Here is a 15,669-nt window from a genome sequence, read left to right on the forward strand (position 1 = left end):
CGGACAGGGCAGGGCGCGGATCACGGTCCGGCCGGGGCGGCGTCCGGTGCGGGGGCGCACGCCGTTCGCGGTGCTCGTGGTGGTGCTGCTCGCCGCGGGGCTGCTCGGGCTGCTGGCGCTGAACACGGCGCTCAACGAGGGCTCCTTCGAACTGTCCCGGCTGCAGAAACAGACCACCGTGGCGACCGACGAACAGCAGGGCCTCCAGCACCAGATCGACCAGAGCTCGGCGCCGGACGCGCTGGCCCGGCGGGCCGCCGAACTGGGCATGGTCCCGGCCGGCGGGATGGCCTTCCTGGACGTCCCGAACGGCGGCAAGGTGATCGGCACGCCCGGACCGGCGCAGGACAGCCCGCCGGTCAAGCGTTCGACGGTCGACCCGTGGCCGGCGAAGCAGCCGGCGCCGAGTGCCCCGACGGGTGCGCCCCCGGCGGCTGCGCCCTCGGGCGCACCGAGCCCGGCGGCGACGGCCGGTGACTCCGTGGTCCAGATCAACCCGGCCTCCCCGGCCGCGCCGTCGACCGGAGGTGCGGGCCGATGAGCACGCCACGTCAGCCGTCCGGCGGCTCAGGCAACGGCCGCCGCCAGCCGCCCAAGGGCGCTGCGCCCCGTGCGGCCGCGCCGCGCGGCCAGTCCGCCGGCAAGGCCCAGCCCGCGAAGGGGCAGCCCGCGAAGGGGCAGCCCGCGAAGGGACAACCCGTCAAGGGACAGTCGGCCAAGGGCCAGCCCGCCAGGGCCGCCGCCGCCCGTACGCCCCGGGCACCGCAGCAGCGCCGCCCCGAGGGCCGTCCGCCGGCCCGGAGCCAGGCCGCCGTCCGGCCGCGCCGCCCGCTGCGCCCCAAGGCGCTCCGGCTGGCCGAACCGAAGCGCCGTCTGCGGGTGATCACCGTGGTGATGTCGCTGGTGTTCTCGGTGTTCGCCGGCCGCCTGGTGCAGCTCCAGCTGCTGGATTCCGACGCGCTGGCCGCCGACGCCAACACCAACCGCTACCTGAACATCCCGATCACCGCCGAGCGCGGCTCGATAACGTCCTCCGACGGGGTGGCGCTGGCCGCCACCGTCGACGCGTACGACATCACCGCCGACCCGGCGATGTTCACCCCGGCGGCGACCGGCATCCCGGACGCCCCGGAGCAGGCGGCCGCCCTGCTGGCGCCGATCCTCAACCTGCCCAAGGAGAAGATCGCCGCCGACCTGCACACCCCCAAGACCCGCTACAAGCGGCTCGCCGCCCAGCAGACCCCGGCCGCCAAGAGCCAGATCAGCGACCTCAAGGCGGGCCTGGAGAAGCAGGCCGGCTCGCGGGCCTGCCAGACCCAGAAGCGGCTGCTGAACAAGCCCGCCGACCAGGGCGGGCGCACCCGCGTCGACAACGAGTGCGCCAACCCGCTGGCCGGGGTGTTCAACCGGGACACCCAGAAGCGGATCTACCCCGCCGACGGGCTGGCCGCCAACCTGGTCGGCTTCGTCAACGGCGAGGGCGAGGGCGCCGGCGGCCTGGAGCTCCAGTACCAGAAGCAGCTGGCCGGCAAGGACGGGCACAGCAGCTACGCCCAGGCGGGCGGCCGACTGGTGCCCACCGCCGGGGGCTCGATGGACCCGGCCGTGCCCGGCACCGACGTGAAGCTGACCATCAACCGGGACATCCAGTGGGCCGCCCAGCGGGCGCTCACCGACCAGGTCGCCAACTCCGGGGCGGAGAAGGGCTACGTCGTCGTCCAGGACGTGAAGACCGGTCAGGTCCTGGCGATGGCCACCGCGCCCGGCTTCAACCCGAACGACCTGAGCACCGCCAAGCAGTCCCAGATGGGCAACGCCGCGCTGGTCGACGCGTACGAGCCGGGCAGCACCGCCAAGCTGATGACCCTGGGAGCCGTCCTGGACACTGGCAAGGCCACCTGGGACACCAAGGTCACGGTGCCCTACCCGCTGGTCCGGGCCGGCCAGCAGTTCAAGGACGACGTCAAGCACGACACCTGGTACCTGACCCTGGCCGGGGTGCTGGCCAAGTCCTCCAACATCGGCACCATCGAGGCCATGGAGACCCTCGGCGACGGCGACCAGCTGAAGGCCAACCAGGTCCTGGACAGCTACATGCGCAAGTTCGGCGTCGCCCAGCCGACCGGCCTGAACTTCCCCGGCGAGACGGCCGGGAAGCTCAAGAAGCCGGAGGACCTGGTCGCCTCGGAGAAGTACAACACCTCCTTCGGCCAGGGCCCGATGCAGATGAACGCGCTGCAGGCCACCTCGGTCTACTCGACCATCGCCAACGGCGGCGTCCGGGTCGCGCCCAGCATCGTCCAGGGCACCACCAGCCCGGACGGCAAGTACACCGCGACCCCGCCGGGCGAGCAGACCAGGGTGGTCAGCGAAGAGACCGCCAAGACCCTCACCTCGATGTTGGAGTCGGTCGTCGACGACGAGCAGGGCACCGGCGGCAAGGCCGCCATCCCCGGCTACCGGGTCGCCGGCAAGACCGGCACCGCCAACCGGGGGGCCGCCAACGGCGTCGGCTACGACGGCTACACCGCCTCCTTCATCGGCTTCGCCCCCGCCGATGCCCCCCGGTACACCGTCTCCTGCACCCTCCAGGGGCCGGTGAACGGCCACTTCGGCGGCCAGCTGTGCGGCCCGGTGTTCAAGCAGGTGATGGAGTTCACCCTGAAGACCATGCAGGTCCCGCCGAGCGGCAGCCAGGCGCCCAACCTGCCCGTCGAGTGGAAGCCGTGAGCGAGCATGAGCAACGAGCGGGTCGGGCTGGGCGGCGGCGCGGCGAAGGGCCGGTTTGGCCCTGGGCACCCTTCGGCGGATAGCCTTCCCGCCGTGCCGAAACCCGATCAAATCACCGTGAGTCCGCCCCGCCCGGCCGCGACCGCCGCCCTGCCGCTCGCCGAGCTGGCCCGCCAGCTGGGCCTTGAGCCCGTCGAGGGGGGCCGCGTCACCGGCGTCACCCACGACTCCCGGGCGGTGCGCCCCGGCGACGTGTACGTGGCCTTCCCCGGCGCCAACCACCACGGCGCGGCCTTCGCGGCCAAGGCCGCGGACGCCGGCGCGGTGGCCGTGCTCACCGACCCGGCCGGCGCCGAACTGGCGGCCGGCACCGGCCTGCCGCTGCTGGTCGTCGACCGGCCGCGGGCCCGGATGGGCGAGCTCGCGGCAGCCGTCTACGGCCGCCCCTCCGAGCGGCTGCTGATGCTCGGGCTGACCGGCACCAACGGCAAGACCACCACCTCCTACCTGGTCGAGGGCGGCCTGCTCGGCGCCGGGCGCGCCCCCGGGGTGATCGGCACCGTCGAGATGCGGGTCGGCGACGAGCGGATCAAGAGCGAGCGCACCACCCCCGAGGCCACCGACCTGCACGCGATCCTCGGCGTGATGGCCGAGCGCGGCGCGGACGCGGTGACCATGGAGGTCTCCAGCCACGCGCTGGTCTACGGCCGCACCGACGGGGTGGCGTACGACGTCTCCCTGTTCAACAACCTCACCCCTGAGCACCTCGACTTCCACCCGGACATGGAGGACTACTTCCAGGCGAAGGCCCGGCTCTTCCAGCCCGGCAAGTCCCGCCACGGCGTGGTCAACGTGGACGACGAGTACGGCCGCCGGCTGGCCGCCGAGGCCAAGATCCCGGTGACCACCTTCTCCGCCACCGGTGCCGTCGAGGCCGACTGGCGGGCCGTGGACGTCCAGCTCGGCCCGGTCGGCTCCACCTTCCGGGTGCTCGGCCCGGACGGCGCCGAGGCCGACGCGGCCGTGCCGCTGCCCGGCCCGTTCAACGTGGCCAACGCGCTCGCCGCGATCACCCTGCTGGTCGCCGCCGGCCTGCCGCTGGAGCGGGCCGTGGCCGGCGTCGCCGCGGTGCCGGGCGTGCCGGGCCGGCTGGAGCGGGTGGACGCCGGACAGCCGTTCGTCGCCGTGGTCGACTACGCGCACAAGCCGGACGCCCTGCAGGCCGTCCTCGGCTCGCTGCGCGAGGTCACCAAGGGCCGGCTGCACGTCGTCGTCGGCTGCGGCGGCGACCGCGACCCGCACAAGCGCGGCCCGATGGGCGCCATCGCCGCCCGGCTCGCCGACACCGCCCTGCTGACCAGCGACAACCCGCGCAGCGAGGACCCGCTGGCGATCCTCGCCAGCATGCTGACCGGCGCCGCCGCGGTGCCCGAGGCCGAGCGCGGGACCGTCCTGGTCGTCCCCGACCGGGCCGAGGCGATCCGGATCGCCGTCGCCCGCGCCCAGGCCGGGGACACCGTGCTGGTGGCCGGCAAGGGCCACGAACTTGGCCAGTACGTACGAGACGAGATCCGCCCCTTCGACGACCGGGAGGTGCTGCGCGAATCCATCACGCAGACCACGGTCGCCCGGGGCGACCGAGGAGTAGAGCAGCAGTGATCGCACTGACCCTCGCCGAGGTGGCCGCCGCAGTCGGGGGCACCCTGGACGGCGCCGACCCCGGCGCCCTGGTGACCGGCCCGGTCGAGGTCGACTCGCGGAAGGTGCGCCCCGGCGGCCTGTTCGCGGCCTTCGCCGGCGAGCACGTGGACGGCCACGACTACGCCACCATCGCGGTCGAGGCCGGCGCCGTCGCGGTGCTGGCCTCCCGCCCGGTCGGCGTGCCCGCCGTCCTGGTCGACAGTGTGGTGGACGCGCTCGGCAAGTTGGCCCGGACCGTGGTCGCCCGCGCCGAGGGCACCGCCGTCGTCGCGCTGACCGGCTCGGCCGGCAAGACCAGCACCAAGGACCTGATCGCCCAGCTGCTCCAGCGCCTCGGCGACACGGTCTACCCGCCCGGCTCGCTCAACAACGAGATCGGCCACCCGATGACCGCGCTGCGGGTCGAGGACGGCACCCGGCACCTGGTCATGGAGATGGGCGCCCGGCACAAGGGCGACATCGAGTACCTCACCTCGATCACCCCGCCCCGGATCGGCCTGGTGCTGAACGTCGGCACCGCGCACGTCGGCGAGTTCGGCTCGCAGGAGGCGATCGCCGAGGCCAAGGGCGAACTCGTCGAGGCGCTGCCCGCCGACGGCACCGCGATCCTCAACGCGGACGACCGGCTGGTGCGTGCGATGGCGGCCCGTAGCAGGGCGAAGGTGGTCCTGTTCGGGGAATCCCCGGATGCCCACGTCCGGGCGACGAACGTTCGTCTGGACGCCGCTGGACGGCCATCCTTCACGCTCACCACCCCGGCCGGTTCCGCGCCCGTGCAGCTGCGCCTGTACGGTGAGCACCACGTCTCGAACGCCCTCGCCGCCGCTGCGGTGGCGGTGGAGCTCGGGATGTCCGTCGACGACACCGCGACCGCCCTGGGCGAAGCGGGTGCGCTGTCCCGCTGGCGCATGGAGGTCGTCGACCGGGCCGATGGTGTCACCGTCGTCAACGACGCCTACAACGCGAACCCCGACTCGATGCGGGCCGCGCTGCGGGCGCTGGTCTCGATGGGGGGACGCGGCCCGGAGCGCCGTCGCACCTGGGCGGTGCTCGGCGAGATGCGGGAGCTCGGCGAGGAGAGCCTGGCCGAGCACGACGCCATCGGGCGGCTCGCCGTTCGACTGGACGTCACCAAGCTGGTGGCGGTCGGCGGACGCGAGGCGGCCTGCATGGAACTCGGCGCGAGGAACGAAGGTTCGTGGGGTGAGGAGTCGGTGCTGGTGTCCGACGCGGACGCGGCGGTCGAGCTGCTGCGCAGTCAGCTGCGGCCAGGGGACGTGGTCCTGGTGAAGGCGTCCCGTTCGGTGGGGCTGGAGAAGGTGGCAGAGGCCCTCCTCTCGGACGGTGTGGCCGCCCGATGAAGCAGATCCTCTTCTCCGGCATGATCGGCCTGATCCTGTCGCTGGCCGGTACCCCCGCCCTGATCAAGCTGCTCGCCCGGCAGGGCTACGGCCAGTACATCCGCGACGACGGGCCGAAGGCGCACCACAGCAAGAAGGGCACGCCCACCATGGGCGGCATCGCCTTCATCCTGGCGACCCTGATCGCCTACTTCGCGACCAAGGCGATAACGGGCGAGAGCCCGACCGCCTCCGGCCTGCTGGTGCTCTTCCTGACGGCCGGTCTGGGCCTGGTCGGCTTCCTGGACGACTACATCAAGGTGGTCAAGCGCCGCTCGCTCGGTCTGCGGGCCAAGGCGAAGCTGGCCGGCCAGTCCATCATCGGCCTCGGCTTCGCAGTCCTGGCGCTGCAGTTCCAGGACGACCGCGGGCTCACCCCGGCCTCCCAGCACCTGTCCTTCGTCCGGGACTACGGCTGGTCGATCGGCCCCGTGCTGTTCGTCATCTTCGCCTACCTCATGATCGCCGGCACCTCCAACGGCGTGAACCTGACGGACGGTCTGGACGGCCTCGCCACCGGCGCCTCGGTGATGGCCTTCGGCGCCTACACCTTCATCGGCGTCTGGGAGTACGGGCAGAGCTGCGCCTACTCCGTCACCGCGACCGTCAGCTGCTACGACGTCCGCGACCCGCTGGACCTCGCGGTGGTCGCCGCCGCCCTGATGGGCTCCTGCTTCGGCTTCCTGTGGTGGAACACCTCGCCCGCCAAGATCTTCATGGGCGACACCGGCTCGCTCGCCCTCGGCGGTGCCCTGGCCGGTCTGGCGATCTGCTCCCGCACCGAGTTCCTGCTCATCCTGCTCGGCGGCCTCTTCATGATCATCACCCTGTCGGTGATCATCCAGGTCGGCTCCTTCCGGATGACCGGCAAGCGCGTCTTCAAGATGGCGCCACTGCAACACCACTTCGAACTCAAGGGCTGGAGCGAAGTCCTGGTCGTGGTCCGGTTCTGGATCATCCAGGGTCTCTGCGTGGCCGTCGGCCTCGGCCTCTTCTACGCGGGATACCGGACCGGATGACGAACCCCGACTTTGTGAACCTGCCCGTCGTCGTCGCCGGGCTCGGCGTCTCCGGCATCAGCGCCGCGCGCGTCCTGCACGGCCTCGGCGCCCGTGTCACCGTGGTGGACGGCGGCAGCGGCGCGGGCCTGACCGCCCGCGCCGCCGAACTGGAGGCGCTGGGCGTCGCCGTCCGCCTCGGCGACGGCGACAGCCTGCCCGAGGGCACCCGGCTGATCGTCACCTCGCCCGGCTGGGCGCCCGACCGCCCGCTGTTCGCCGCCGCCGCGGCGGCCGGCATCGAGGTCTGGGGCGACGTCGAACTCGCCTGGCGCCTGCGCAGGCCGCTGCCCGCCACCGGCGAGCCCGCCCCCTGGCTGGCCGTCACCGGCACCAACGGCAAGACCACCACCGTCCAGATGCTCGCCTCGATCCTCACCGCCGCCGGCAAGCGCACCGCCGCCGTCGGCAACGTCGGGGTCTCGGTGCTGGACGCGGTGCTCGCCGAGGAGCCGTACGACGTGCTCGCCGTCGAACTCTCCAGCTACCAGCTGCACTGGGCGCCCTCGCTGCGCCCGCACTCGGCGGCCGTGCTCAACCTGGCCCCCGACCACCTCGACTGGCACGGCTCGATGGAGGCGTACGCCGCCGACAAGGGCCGGATCTACGAGGGCAACACCGTCGCCTGCGTGTACAACCTGGCCGACCCGGCCACCGAGGCGCTGGTCCGCGAGGCCGACGTCGAGGAGGGCTGCCGGGCGGTCGGCTTCGGCCTCGGCGCGCCCGCCCTGTCGAACCTCGGCGTGGTGGACGGGCTGCTGGTGGACCGCGCGTTCGTGGCCGACCGGGCCAAGAACGCGGCCGAGCTGGGTGCCGTCGAGGACGTCAACCCGCCGGCCCCGCACAACATCGCCAACGCGCTCGCCGCGGCGGCGCTGGCCCGGGCGTACGGTGTCGAGCCGAAGGCCGTCCGGGAGGGCCTGCGGGCCTTCCGCCCGGACGCCCACCGGATCGCCGAGGTCGGCGTGGTCGGCGAGGTCACCTACATCGACGACTCCAAGGCCACCAACACCCACGCCGCCGCCGCCTCGCTGGCCGCCTACCGGCCGGTCGTCTGGATCGCCGGCGGCCTGGCCAAGGGCGCGACCTTCGACGACCTGGTCCGGGGCGCGGCCGAGCGGCTGCGCGCGGCCGTGCTGATCGGCGAGGACCGCGCGCTGATCCGGGAGGCGCTGGAGCGACACGCTCCGGATGTCCCGGTGATCGAGGCGGCCGAGGGCCAGACTGGCGCGGTGGCGATGGCGGAGGTCGTCCGGACGGCCGCCTCGCTGGCCCGGTCGGGTGACACGGTGCTGCTGGCGCCGGCCTGCGCCTCGATGGACATGTTCACCAACTACGGCGAGCGCGGCGACCTCTTCGCCGCCGCGGTCCGGCAGCTGGCGGACCGCGGGGAGTGAGCCGAAGGGCCGTTCCGGGCCGGAGCGGTCCGGAGGCGGGTGAGCCGTGAAGAGAGAGTGAGCGGGGAGTGGCTGGGCAGGGCAGGGCGGGTTCCGGAGCACCGGAGCGGGATGCCGCCGAGCCGTGGCGCGTGATCTCGGCCACCACGACCAAGTACAAGTCGGCCGGACCGCTGGCCCGGGTCCGGGCCTTCCGGGACCGGGTGCGGTACTGGCTGGACCGGCCGCTCACGCCCTACCTCCTCATCATCGGCACGACGCTGCTGCTGGTGGTGCTCGGTCTGATGATGGTCTTCTCGGCCTCACAGATCCTCGCCCTGGGCCAGCACCACTCGGCGCAGTACTACTTCCTCAAGCAACTGATCGCGGCCATCCTCGGCCTGGTCCTGCTGATCGGCTTCGCCTCCGTGCCGCTGGCGGTGCTGCGGGTGATCGTCTACCCGGTGATGTTCGGGGTGATCGGCGCGCTCGCGCTGGTCGCCGTGCCCGGCATCGGGGTGCGGATCAACGGCAACCAGAACTGGCTCGACTTCGGGTTCTTCCAGTTCCAGCCCTCGGAGTTCGCCAAGCTCGCGCTGGTGCTCTGGGGTGCCGACCTGCTCGCCCGCAAGCAGAAGGCCGGCACCCTCACCACCTGGAAGCACCTGCTCGTCCCGCTGGTGCCGGGCGCCCTGCTGCTGCTCGCGCTGATCATGCTCGGCGGCGACATGGGCACCTCGATGATCCTGGTGGCGATGCTGTTCGCGCTGCTCTGGATGGTCGGCGCGCCGCTGCGGCTGTTCGTGGCCACCCTCGGGGTGGCCGTGGTCGTCTGTACCGCGCTGGTGATCACCGTCCCGCACCGGGCGGAGCGCCTGGGCTGCATCGGCGTCACCAAGCCCGACCCCGACGGGGCCTGCTTCCAGGCACTGCACGGCGTCTACTCGTTCGCGCTCGGCGGCGGCTTCGGCACCGGCCTCGGTGCCGGCGTGGAGAAATGGGGCCAGCTGCCCGAGGCGCACACCGACTTCATCTTCGCCGCGACCGGCGAGGAACTGGGCCTGGTGGGGACGCTGTCGGTGATCGGTCTCTTCGCGGCACTAGGCTACGCGGGTATCCGTGTGGCCATCGGTACGAAGGACTCCTTCGTCAGGTACGCCGCGGGAGCCGCCACCACCTGGATCATGGCGCAGGCCATGATCAACCTGGGGTCGGCGCTGGGACTGCTGCCCATCGCGGGCGTCCCGCTCCCGCTGTTCTCCTACGGCGGTTCCGCCATGCTGTCGGCCATGTCCGCGATCGGTGTACTGCTGTGCCTGGCACGCAGCACCTCGGGCGCGAAGGCGGCGCTGGCCGCCCGGAGCAAGAACTCCCGGATCAGGAGACGACTGGCCCGGGTGCTGCCACGACGACGAACCACAGCGCGCCCGGCCCCGGGGTCGGCACGCAGGGAGCGGTGAATTTCGGTGCATGTCGTACTCGCCGGCGGGGGGACCGCCGGTCACATCGAGCCGGCCCTGGCCCTCGCGGACGCCCTCCGCAGGCACGACCCGTCCATCGGGATCACCGCCCTGGGAACCGAGCGCGGACTGGAGACCCGGCTGGTGCCGGAACGCGGCTACCAGTTGGAGCTCATCCCGGCCGTCCCGTTGCCCCGCAAGCCCACCCCCGAGCTGATCACCGTCCCCGGCCGGCTGCGCGGCACCGTCCGGGCCGCCCAGGAGATCATCGAGCGGGTCAACGCGGACGCCGTGGTCGGCTTCGGCGGCTACGTCGCGATGCCCGCCTACCTGGCTGCCAAGCGGGCCGGTGTGCCGATCGTGGTGCACGAGGCGAACGCCCGTCCGGGCCTGGCCAACAAGATCGGCGCCCGCTACACCGACTTCGTCGCGGTCTCCACGCCCGACAGCAAGCTGCGCGACTCCCGGTACATCGGCATCCCGCTGCGTCGGACCATCGCCACCCTGGACCGGGGTGCCGCCCGGCCGGAGGCCCGGCACTACTTCGGCCTCGACCAGCGGCTGCCCACCCTGCTGGTCTCCGGCGGCTCCCAGGGCGCGCGCCGGCTCAACGAGGTGGTCACCGCGATCGCCCCGCGGCTCCAGCAGTACGGCGTGCAGATCCTGCACGCCGTCGGCCCGAAGAACGAGCTGCCGCAGGTCGAGGACATCCCCGGGATGCCGCCGTACCGCGCGGTGCCGTACGTCGACCGGATGGACCTCGCCTACGCGGCCGCGGACCTGATGCTCTGCCGGGCCGGCGCCATGACCGTCGCCGAGCTGGCCGCCGTCGGGCTGCCCGCCGCGTTCGTCCCGCTGCCGATCGGCAACGGCGAGCAGCGGCTGAACGCCCAGCCGATGGTCAAGGCCGGCGGCGGCCTGCTGGTGGACGACGCCGAGCTGACCCCGGAGTGGGTGCTGCAGAACGTGCTGCCGGTGCTCACCGACCCGCAGCGGCTGTGGGACATGAGCCGGGCCGCCGCCGAGTTCGGCCGCCGGGACGCCGACGACCTGCTGGTCGGCATGGTCTACGAGGCGATCCAGGCCTCCCGCGGCGGTCGCCGCCGTGGCTGACGGCCGGCTCGCCGACCCGCTGGAGGAAGAGCTGGAGGCCGAGGAGTCCGCTCCTCGGCTCCGGCTCTCCCGGCGGGGCATCGTGGTGCTGAGCGTGCTCGGCGCTGCGGTGCTGGGCGTGCTGGCCTGGGTGGTGTTCTTCTCCTCGGTGCTGGACGTGCGCGAGGTCGCGGTCCAGGGACCGAAGGACGAGAAGCTGACGGCGGACCAGGTCCGCGAGGCGATCGGCGGGGTCGGCGACGGCCCGCTGGCCAGGGTGGACCTGGACGCCGTCCAGCGCCGGGTGGAGGCGATCCCCCGGGTGGCGAAGGCCGAGGTGTGGCGGGGCTGGCCGCACACCCTGCAGGTGAAGGTCGTCCAGCGCACGGCGGTGGCCGCCGTCAAGGGGGAGGACGGCCAGTTCACCCAGGTGGATGCCGGCGGCGTGAGCTTCGCCACCGAGGCGGCCCCGCCGGAGGGGGTGCCGGTGGTGGAACTGCGGCTCAGTCAGCAGGCGAAGGACGTGGACGGGGTGATCTCCCGTTCGCAGCTGGTGCAGGGTGCGGTGTCGGTGGCCGCCGGGCTGCCGCCCGAGGTGGCGAAGCGGGCCGGAGCGGTGCTGGTGCACTCGTACGACGATATTCAGCTGCAGCTCAGCGGGGGTGCGACGGTGCGCTGGGGGAGCCCGGAGCAGACCGATCGCAAGGCCCGGACCCTGGTCGCGTTGATGGCTCAGAAGGGCTCGAACTTCGACGTGAGTGCGCCGGAGGCGCCGGCGGTGTCGGGATGATCCGGTAGGTTCTGTGCCTGAGGGAGGGGTTGACGCTGTGAAGTGTCGGCCCGACCCTTGGTGGTCACCCCGGTTTCATATGCCGACCGATGATCACATAGGCTCAAAAGAAAAAGGGAAGCTCGGCGTGTTCGTTGAAACACGTGCCTGGAGCCACCTAGTGTCCTGTGTCACCAGACTGTGCCCCCTGGTGATGTGACGGAGGCACAGGACTAACCCTAAAGGTCAAGTTTAGGGTTGGGGTCGGCGGTCGGCATTTCGGACATTCAGTCAGAAACCAGGCTCCCTACCCATCGACATCCGTCGGTACGATCCCCCGTCGGGTCGGGCCGACCCGGAAATTCGAGGCGAGAGGCCTTCGACGTGGCAGCACCGCAGAACTACCTCGCAGTCATCAAGGTCGTCGGAATCGGCGGCGGTGGTGTCAACGCCATCAACCGGATGATCGAGGTCGGTCTCAAGGGCGTCGAGTTCATCGCGATCAACACCGATGCGCAGGCCCTCCTGATGAGCGACGCCGACGTCAAGCTCGATGTAGGCCGTGAACTCACCCGGGGCCTCGGCGCCGGCGCCAACCCCGAGGTCGGCCGCAAGGCCGCCGAGGACCACCGCGAGGAGATCGAGGAGGTCCTCAAGGGGGCCGACATGGTCTTCGTCACCGCGGGCGAGGGTGGTGGCACGGGCACGGGCGGCGCGCCCGTGGTCGCCAACATCGCCCGTTCGCTCGGCGCCCTGACCATCGGCGTGGTCACCCGCCCCTTCACCTTCGAGGGCCGCCGCCGCGCCAACCAGGCCGAGGACGGCATCGCGAGCCTGCGCGAAGAGGTCGACACCCTCATCGTGATCCCCAATGACCGCCTGCTGTCCATCTCGGACCGCCAGGTCAGCGTGCTCGACGCGTTCCGCTCGGCCGACCAGGTCCTGCTCTCGGGCGTCCAGGGCATCACCGACCTGATCACCACCCCCGGCCTGATCAACCTCGACTTCGCCGACGTCAAGTCCGTCATGTCGGAGGCCGGTTCGGCGCTCATGGGCATCGGCTCGGCCCGCGGCGAGGACCGTGCCAAGGCGGCCGCCGTGATGGCGATCTCCTCGCCGCTGCTGGAGGCCTCGATCGACGGCGCCCGCGGCGTGCTGCTCTCCATCTCGGGCGGCTCCGACCTCGGACTGTTCGAGATCAACGAGTCGGCCCAGCTGGTCAGCGAGGCCGCGCACCCCGAGGCCAACATCATCTTCGGCGCGGTCATCGACGACGCGCTCGGCGACGAGGTCCGGGTCACCGTCATCGCGGCCGGCTTCGACGGCGGGCAGCCGCCGGCGATCGTCCGCGACCCGGTGGTCAAGGCCACCCCGGCCGCCTCGGCCACGCCGCCGGCCGCCCCGGAGCGCCCGGCCACCCGGCCGTCCTACGGGAGCATCGGCTCGGTGACGTCCCGTTCGGAGGGGGAGACCCACTCCGCGCCGCGTGCCACCGAGACCGTGACCGCCGCCCCGGTGCCGCCGCAGGTGCAGCCGGTCCGGCAGCCGTTCGTCGAAAGCCCGGCCGAGGAGCTCGACGTCCCGGACTTCCTTAAGTGATCAATCACGCCGTACGCGTGGGTGCTCACTTCGCCTTCACCGACCGGTGGGGCGGGGTGAGCACTTCGCCGTACGGGGAGCTCAACCTCGGCGGGGCGGTGGGGGACGATCCGGAGAGCGTCCGGGAGAACCGGGCGATCGCCGCCCGGGAGCTCGGGCTCGACCCGGCCGACGTGGTCTGGATGAACCAGGTGCACGGTGCCGAGGTCGCCGTGGTGACGGAGCGCCAGCCGTTGGGGGAGGCCCCGACGGTGGACGCGGTGGTCACCGACCGGCCGCTCGCGCTCGCCGTGCTGACCGCCGACTGCACTCCGGTGCTGCTGGCCGACCCGGTGGCGGGCGTGGTGGGCGCGGCCCACGCGGGCCGGCCCGGGCTGGCGGCCGGGGTGGTGCCCGCGGTCGTGCGGGCGATGGTCGCACTGGGGGCCGAGCCCGGCCGGATCGCCGCGGCCACCGGCCCGGCGGTCTGCGGCCGGTGCTACGAGGTGCCGGCCGATCTGCGGGCGGAGGTCGCCGCGGTGGTGCCCGCCGCGTTCGCCGAGACCTCCTGGGGAACACCGGCGCTGGACGTGGCCGAGGGAGTCGCGGCCCAGCTGGCCGCTGCGGGGGTCACCGAGGTGGTGCGGTCACCGGTCTGCACCCTCGAATCCGCGGATCACTACTCCTATCGCCGCGAGCAGCGCACCGGCCGGCTCGCGAGCTACGTCTGGTTGGGCTCTGATCACTGATGACGAACGACATCTACGGACCGTTCCCGGGAAGTCCCGGCGGCTTTCCCGACAAGAGCTGGCTGGAGACCCTGACGGAGGGGCAGCGGGCCCGGTACGAAGAGCTGGGGACCAACCTCGACGTGGTCGAGCGGCGGATCGTCGACGCCTGTGCGGCTGCCGGACGGGCGCGCGACGAGGTCACCCTGGTCGTCGTCACCAAGACCTACCCCGCCGAGGACACCGCGTTGTTGGCCGGACTGGGTGTGACGGATGTCGCGGAGAACCGCGACCAGGACGCCGCGCCCAAGGCAGAGCAGTGCAGAAACCTTCCTCTTGACTGGCACTTCGTCGGGCAGTTGCAGACCAACAAGGTCCGCTCGGTCGTCCGGTACGCGAACCACGTGCACTCGGTGGACCGGCTGAGGCTGGTCGGGTCGCTCTCCGCGGCGGTGCTCAAGTCCGAGCGCCCGGAGCTCGGTTGCCTGGTCCAGGTGGCCCTGGACAAGGAGCACGGCGAGGGCGCCCACCGGGCCGGAGTCGCCCCGGAGGATGTCGCGGAACTCACGGACGCGATCGCCGACACGCCCGGACTGCGGCTGGACGGTGTGATGACCGTCGCTCCGCTGGCCGGTCCGCTCGCCGGGGACCCGCTCCGCGCCTTCGAGCGGCTGACGGAAATCGCAACCGCCGTACGCACGGCCCATCCTGCTGCCACCATGGTCTCCGCAGGGATGAGCGGCGACCTTGAGCAGGCGATTGCCGCCGGAGCGACACATGTGCGCGTCGGAACGGCGGTACTCGGAGTGAGGTCACCCCTCAGGTAACGTCACCGGGTAGTAGATCAGACTGCAGGACAAAATAGGACAGAATCTAGCAGCTCCTCGGAGCGCTAGCGAACCGTGGATCGCAGCTCCGCGGCCCCCACCCCACGAACTCTGACCGGCCGTCGGCCTGACGGGCCGTCGTGGGTGGACCGCGGAATCCGCAGGCAGGGCCGCACGGCCTGGCCGCCGGGACGGAGCCGGTCCGCACGGAGCGAGCAGAGCGAGCGACCATCGGAAGGTGCGCGTTTCGCGAAGCCGCCACCGAGCGCCAGCGAGGTGGCTATGAGCGGAGGAGACAGGAGCATGGCCGGCGCAATGCGCAAGATGGCGGTCTACCTCGGCCTCGTGGAGGACGAGACGTACGACGGTCAGGGGTACGACCCTGACGACGACTACGACGCGGACCCCGAGCCGATTCGAACGGGACAGCGCACCGAGGACATTCCCCGGCCGGCCGCCGCGCCCGCCCCGGTCTCCTCGATCACCCCGCAGCCGGTCCCGGCCGCGGTGCCGATCCGACAGGAGACCCCGAGGATGGCCCCAGTGTCGTCCATCACACCCGAACGCCGCCACAACCTGGAGAAGAGCGCCCCGGTGATCATGCCCAAGGTAGTGAACGAACGAGAGCCCTACCGCATCACCACGCTGCACCCGCGGACCTACAACGAGGCCCGTACCATCGGGGAACAGTTCCGTGGCGGGACCCCCGTGATCATGAATCTGACCGAGATGGACGACACCGACGCGAAGCGACTCGTAGACTTCGCCGCTGGACTCGTCTTCGGTCTGCACGGCAGTATCGAGCGCGTGACACAGAAGGTGTTCCTGCTGTCGCCTGCTAACGTCGATGTCACGGCGGAGGACAAGGCTCGGATCGCCGAGGGTGGGTTCTTCAACCAGAGCTGACCCGGCCACGACTTTACGTGTGGATCTGATCAACAGTGGATTAG

General features: G+C 72.0%; 13 protein-coding genes. All 13 read left to right on the forward strand.

Going from position 1 to position 15,669, the window contains the following annotated elements:
- Window positions 1-46 precede the first annotated feature (46 nt).
- The gene (locus tag ACIPLC_RS08965; RefSeq protein ID WP_400472271.1) at window positions 47-541 is read left to right on the forward strand and encodes a hypothetical protein; all 495 of its coding nucleotides are present in this window, start codon (window positions 47-49) and stop codon (window positions 539-541) included.
- The gene (locus tag ACIPLC_RS08970) at window positions 538-2,730 is read left to right on the forward strand and encodes a peptidoglycan D,D-transpeptidase FtsI family protein (RefSeq protein ID WP_400472272.1); all 2,193 of its coding nucleotides are present in this window, start codon (window positions 538-540) and stop codon (window positions 2,728-2,730) included. Before ACIPLC_RS08965 ends, ACIPLC_RS08970 begins: the two co-directional genes overlap by 4 nt.
- 93 nt (window positions 2,731-2,823) lie before the next feature.
- On the forward strand, window positions 2,824-4,389 hold the full coding sequence (locus ACIPLC_RS08975) for a UDP-N-acetylmuramoyl-L-alanyl-D-glutamate--2,6-diaminopimelate ligase (RefSeq protein WP_400472273.1): 1,566 nt from the start codon (window positions 2,824-2,826) through the stop codon (window positions 4,387-4,389).
- Window positions 4,386-5,792, forward strand: a complete 1,407-nt coding sequence (gene murF, locus ACIPLC_RS08980) for a UDP-N-acetylmuramoyl-tripeptide--D-alanyl-D-alanine ligase (protein WP_400472274.1) — start codon at window positions 4,386-4,388, stop codon at window positions 5,790-5,792. Before ACIPLC_RS08975 ends, murF begins: the two co-directional genes overlap by 4 nt.
- Complete coding sequence (gene mraY / locus ACIPLC_RS08985) at window positions 5,789-6,850, forward strand: phospho-N-acetylmuramoyl-pentapeptide-transferase (protein WP_400472275.1); 1,062 nt, start codon at window positions 5,789-5,791, stop codon at window positions 6,848-6,850. The genes murF and mraY overlap by 4 nt, the downstream gene beginning before the upstream one ends.
- Window positions 6,847-8,286 (forward strand): UDP-N-acetylmuramoyl-L-alanine--D-glutamate ligase, encoded by a 1,440-nt coding sequence (gene murD, locus ACIPLC_RS08990; protein WP_400472276.1) that lies wholly within the window; start codon window positions 6,847-6,849, stop codon window positions 8,284-8,286. The genes mraY and murD overlap by 4 nt, the downstream gene beginning before the upstream one ends.
- Window positions 8,287-8,417: 131 nt before the next feature.
- A complete protein-coding gene (gene ftsW, locus ACIPLC_RS08995) occupies window positions 8,418-9,725 on the forward strand; it encodes a putative lipid II flippase FtsW (protein ID WP_400472277.1) in 1,308 nt (435 codons plus the stop codon).
- Between the two features lie 6 nt (window positions 9,726-9,731).
- Complete coding sequence (murG, locus tag ACIPLC_RS09000) at window positions 9,732-10,838, forward strand: undecaprenyldiphospho-muramoylpentapeptide beta-N-acetylglucosaminyltransferase (RefSeq protein WP_063347235.1); 1,107 nt, start codon at window positions 9,732-9,734, stop codon at window positions 10,836-10,838.
- On the forward strand, window positions 10,831-11,607 hold the full coding sequence (locus tag ACIPLC_RS09005; protein WP_400472278.1) for a cell division protein FtsQ/DivIB: 777 nt from the start codon (window positions 10,831-10,833) through the stop codon (window positions 11,605-11,607). The genes murG and ACIPLC_RS09005 overlap by 8 nt, the downstream gene beginning before the upstream one ends.
- A gap of 363 nt (window positions 11,608-11,970) precedes the next feature.
- Window positions 11,971-13,185 carry a cell division protein FtsZ gene (ftsZ, locus tag ACIPLC_RS09010; RefSeq protein WP_400472279.1) on the forward strand — a complete coding sequence of 405 codons (1,215 nt, stop codon included), beginning with the start codon at window positions 11,971-11,973 and terminating at the stop codon, window positions 13,183-13,185.
- 17 nt (window positions 13,186-13,202) lie between these two features.
- Window positions 13,203-13,913 carry a peptidoglycan editing factor PgeF gene (gene pgeF / locus ACIPLC_RS09015; RefSeq protein ID WP_400472280.1) on the forward strand — a complete coding sequence of 237 codons (711 nt, stop codon included), beginning with the start codon at window positions 13,203-13,205 and terminating at the stop codon, window positions 13,911-13,913.
- Window positions 13,913-14,719 carry a YggS family pyridoxal phosphate-dependent enzyme gene (locus ACIPLC_RS09020; protein WP_400472281.1) on the forward strand — a complete coding sequence of 269 codons (807 nt, stop codon included), beginning with the start codon at window positions 13,913-13,915 and terminating at the stop codon, window positions 14,717-14,719. Before pgeF ends, ACIPLC_RS09020 begins: the two co-directional genes overlap by 1 nt.
- Before the next feature lie 303 nt (window positions 14,720-15,022).
- Window positions 15,023-15,625, forward strand: coding sequence for a cell division protein SepF (locus ACIPLC_RS09025; protein ID WP_031071810.1), 603 nt, complete (start codon window positions 15,023-15,025; stop codon window positions 15,623-15,625).
- Window positions 15,626-15,669: the final 44 nt, after the last annotated feature.

The sequence above is a fragment of the Kitasatospora sp. NPDC086801 genome (assembly GCF_044745805.1).
GTDB lineage: Bacteria > Actinomycetota > Actinomycetes > Streptomycetales > Streptomycetaceae > Kitasatospora.

Excerpts from the sequence above, each read along its gene's own strand:
- ACIPLC_RS08970 (WP_400472272.1), top strand. The coding sequence starts at position 538 with ATGAGCACGCCACGTCAGCCGTCCGGCGGCTCAGGCAACGGCCGCCGC.
- ACIPLC_RS09020 (WP_400472281.1), top strand. The coding sequence starts at position 13,913 with ATGACGAACGACATCTACGGACCGTTCCCGGGAAGTCCCGGCGGCTTT.
- murD (WP_400472276.1), top strand. The coding sequence starts at position 6,847 with ATGACGAACCCCGACTTTGTGAACCTGCCCGTCGTCGTCGCCGGGCTC.
- ACIPLC_RS09025 (WP_031071810.1), top strand. The coding sequence starts at position 15,023 with ATGGCCGGCGCAATGCGCAAGATGGCGGTCTACCTCGGCCTCGTGGAG.
- mraY (WP_400472275.1), top strand. The coding sequence starts at position 5,789 with ATGAAGCAGATCCTCTTCTCCGGCATGATCGGCCTGATCCTGTCGCTG.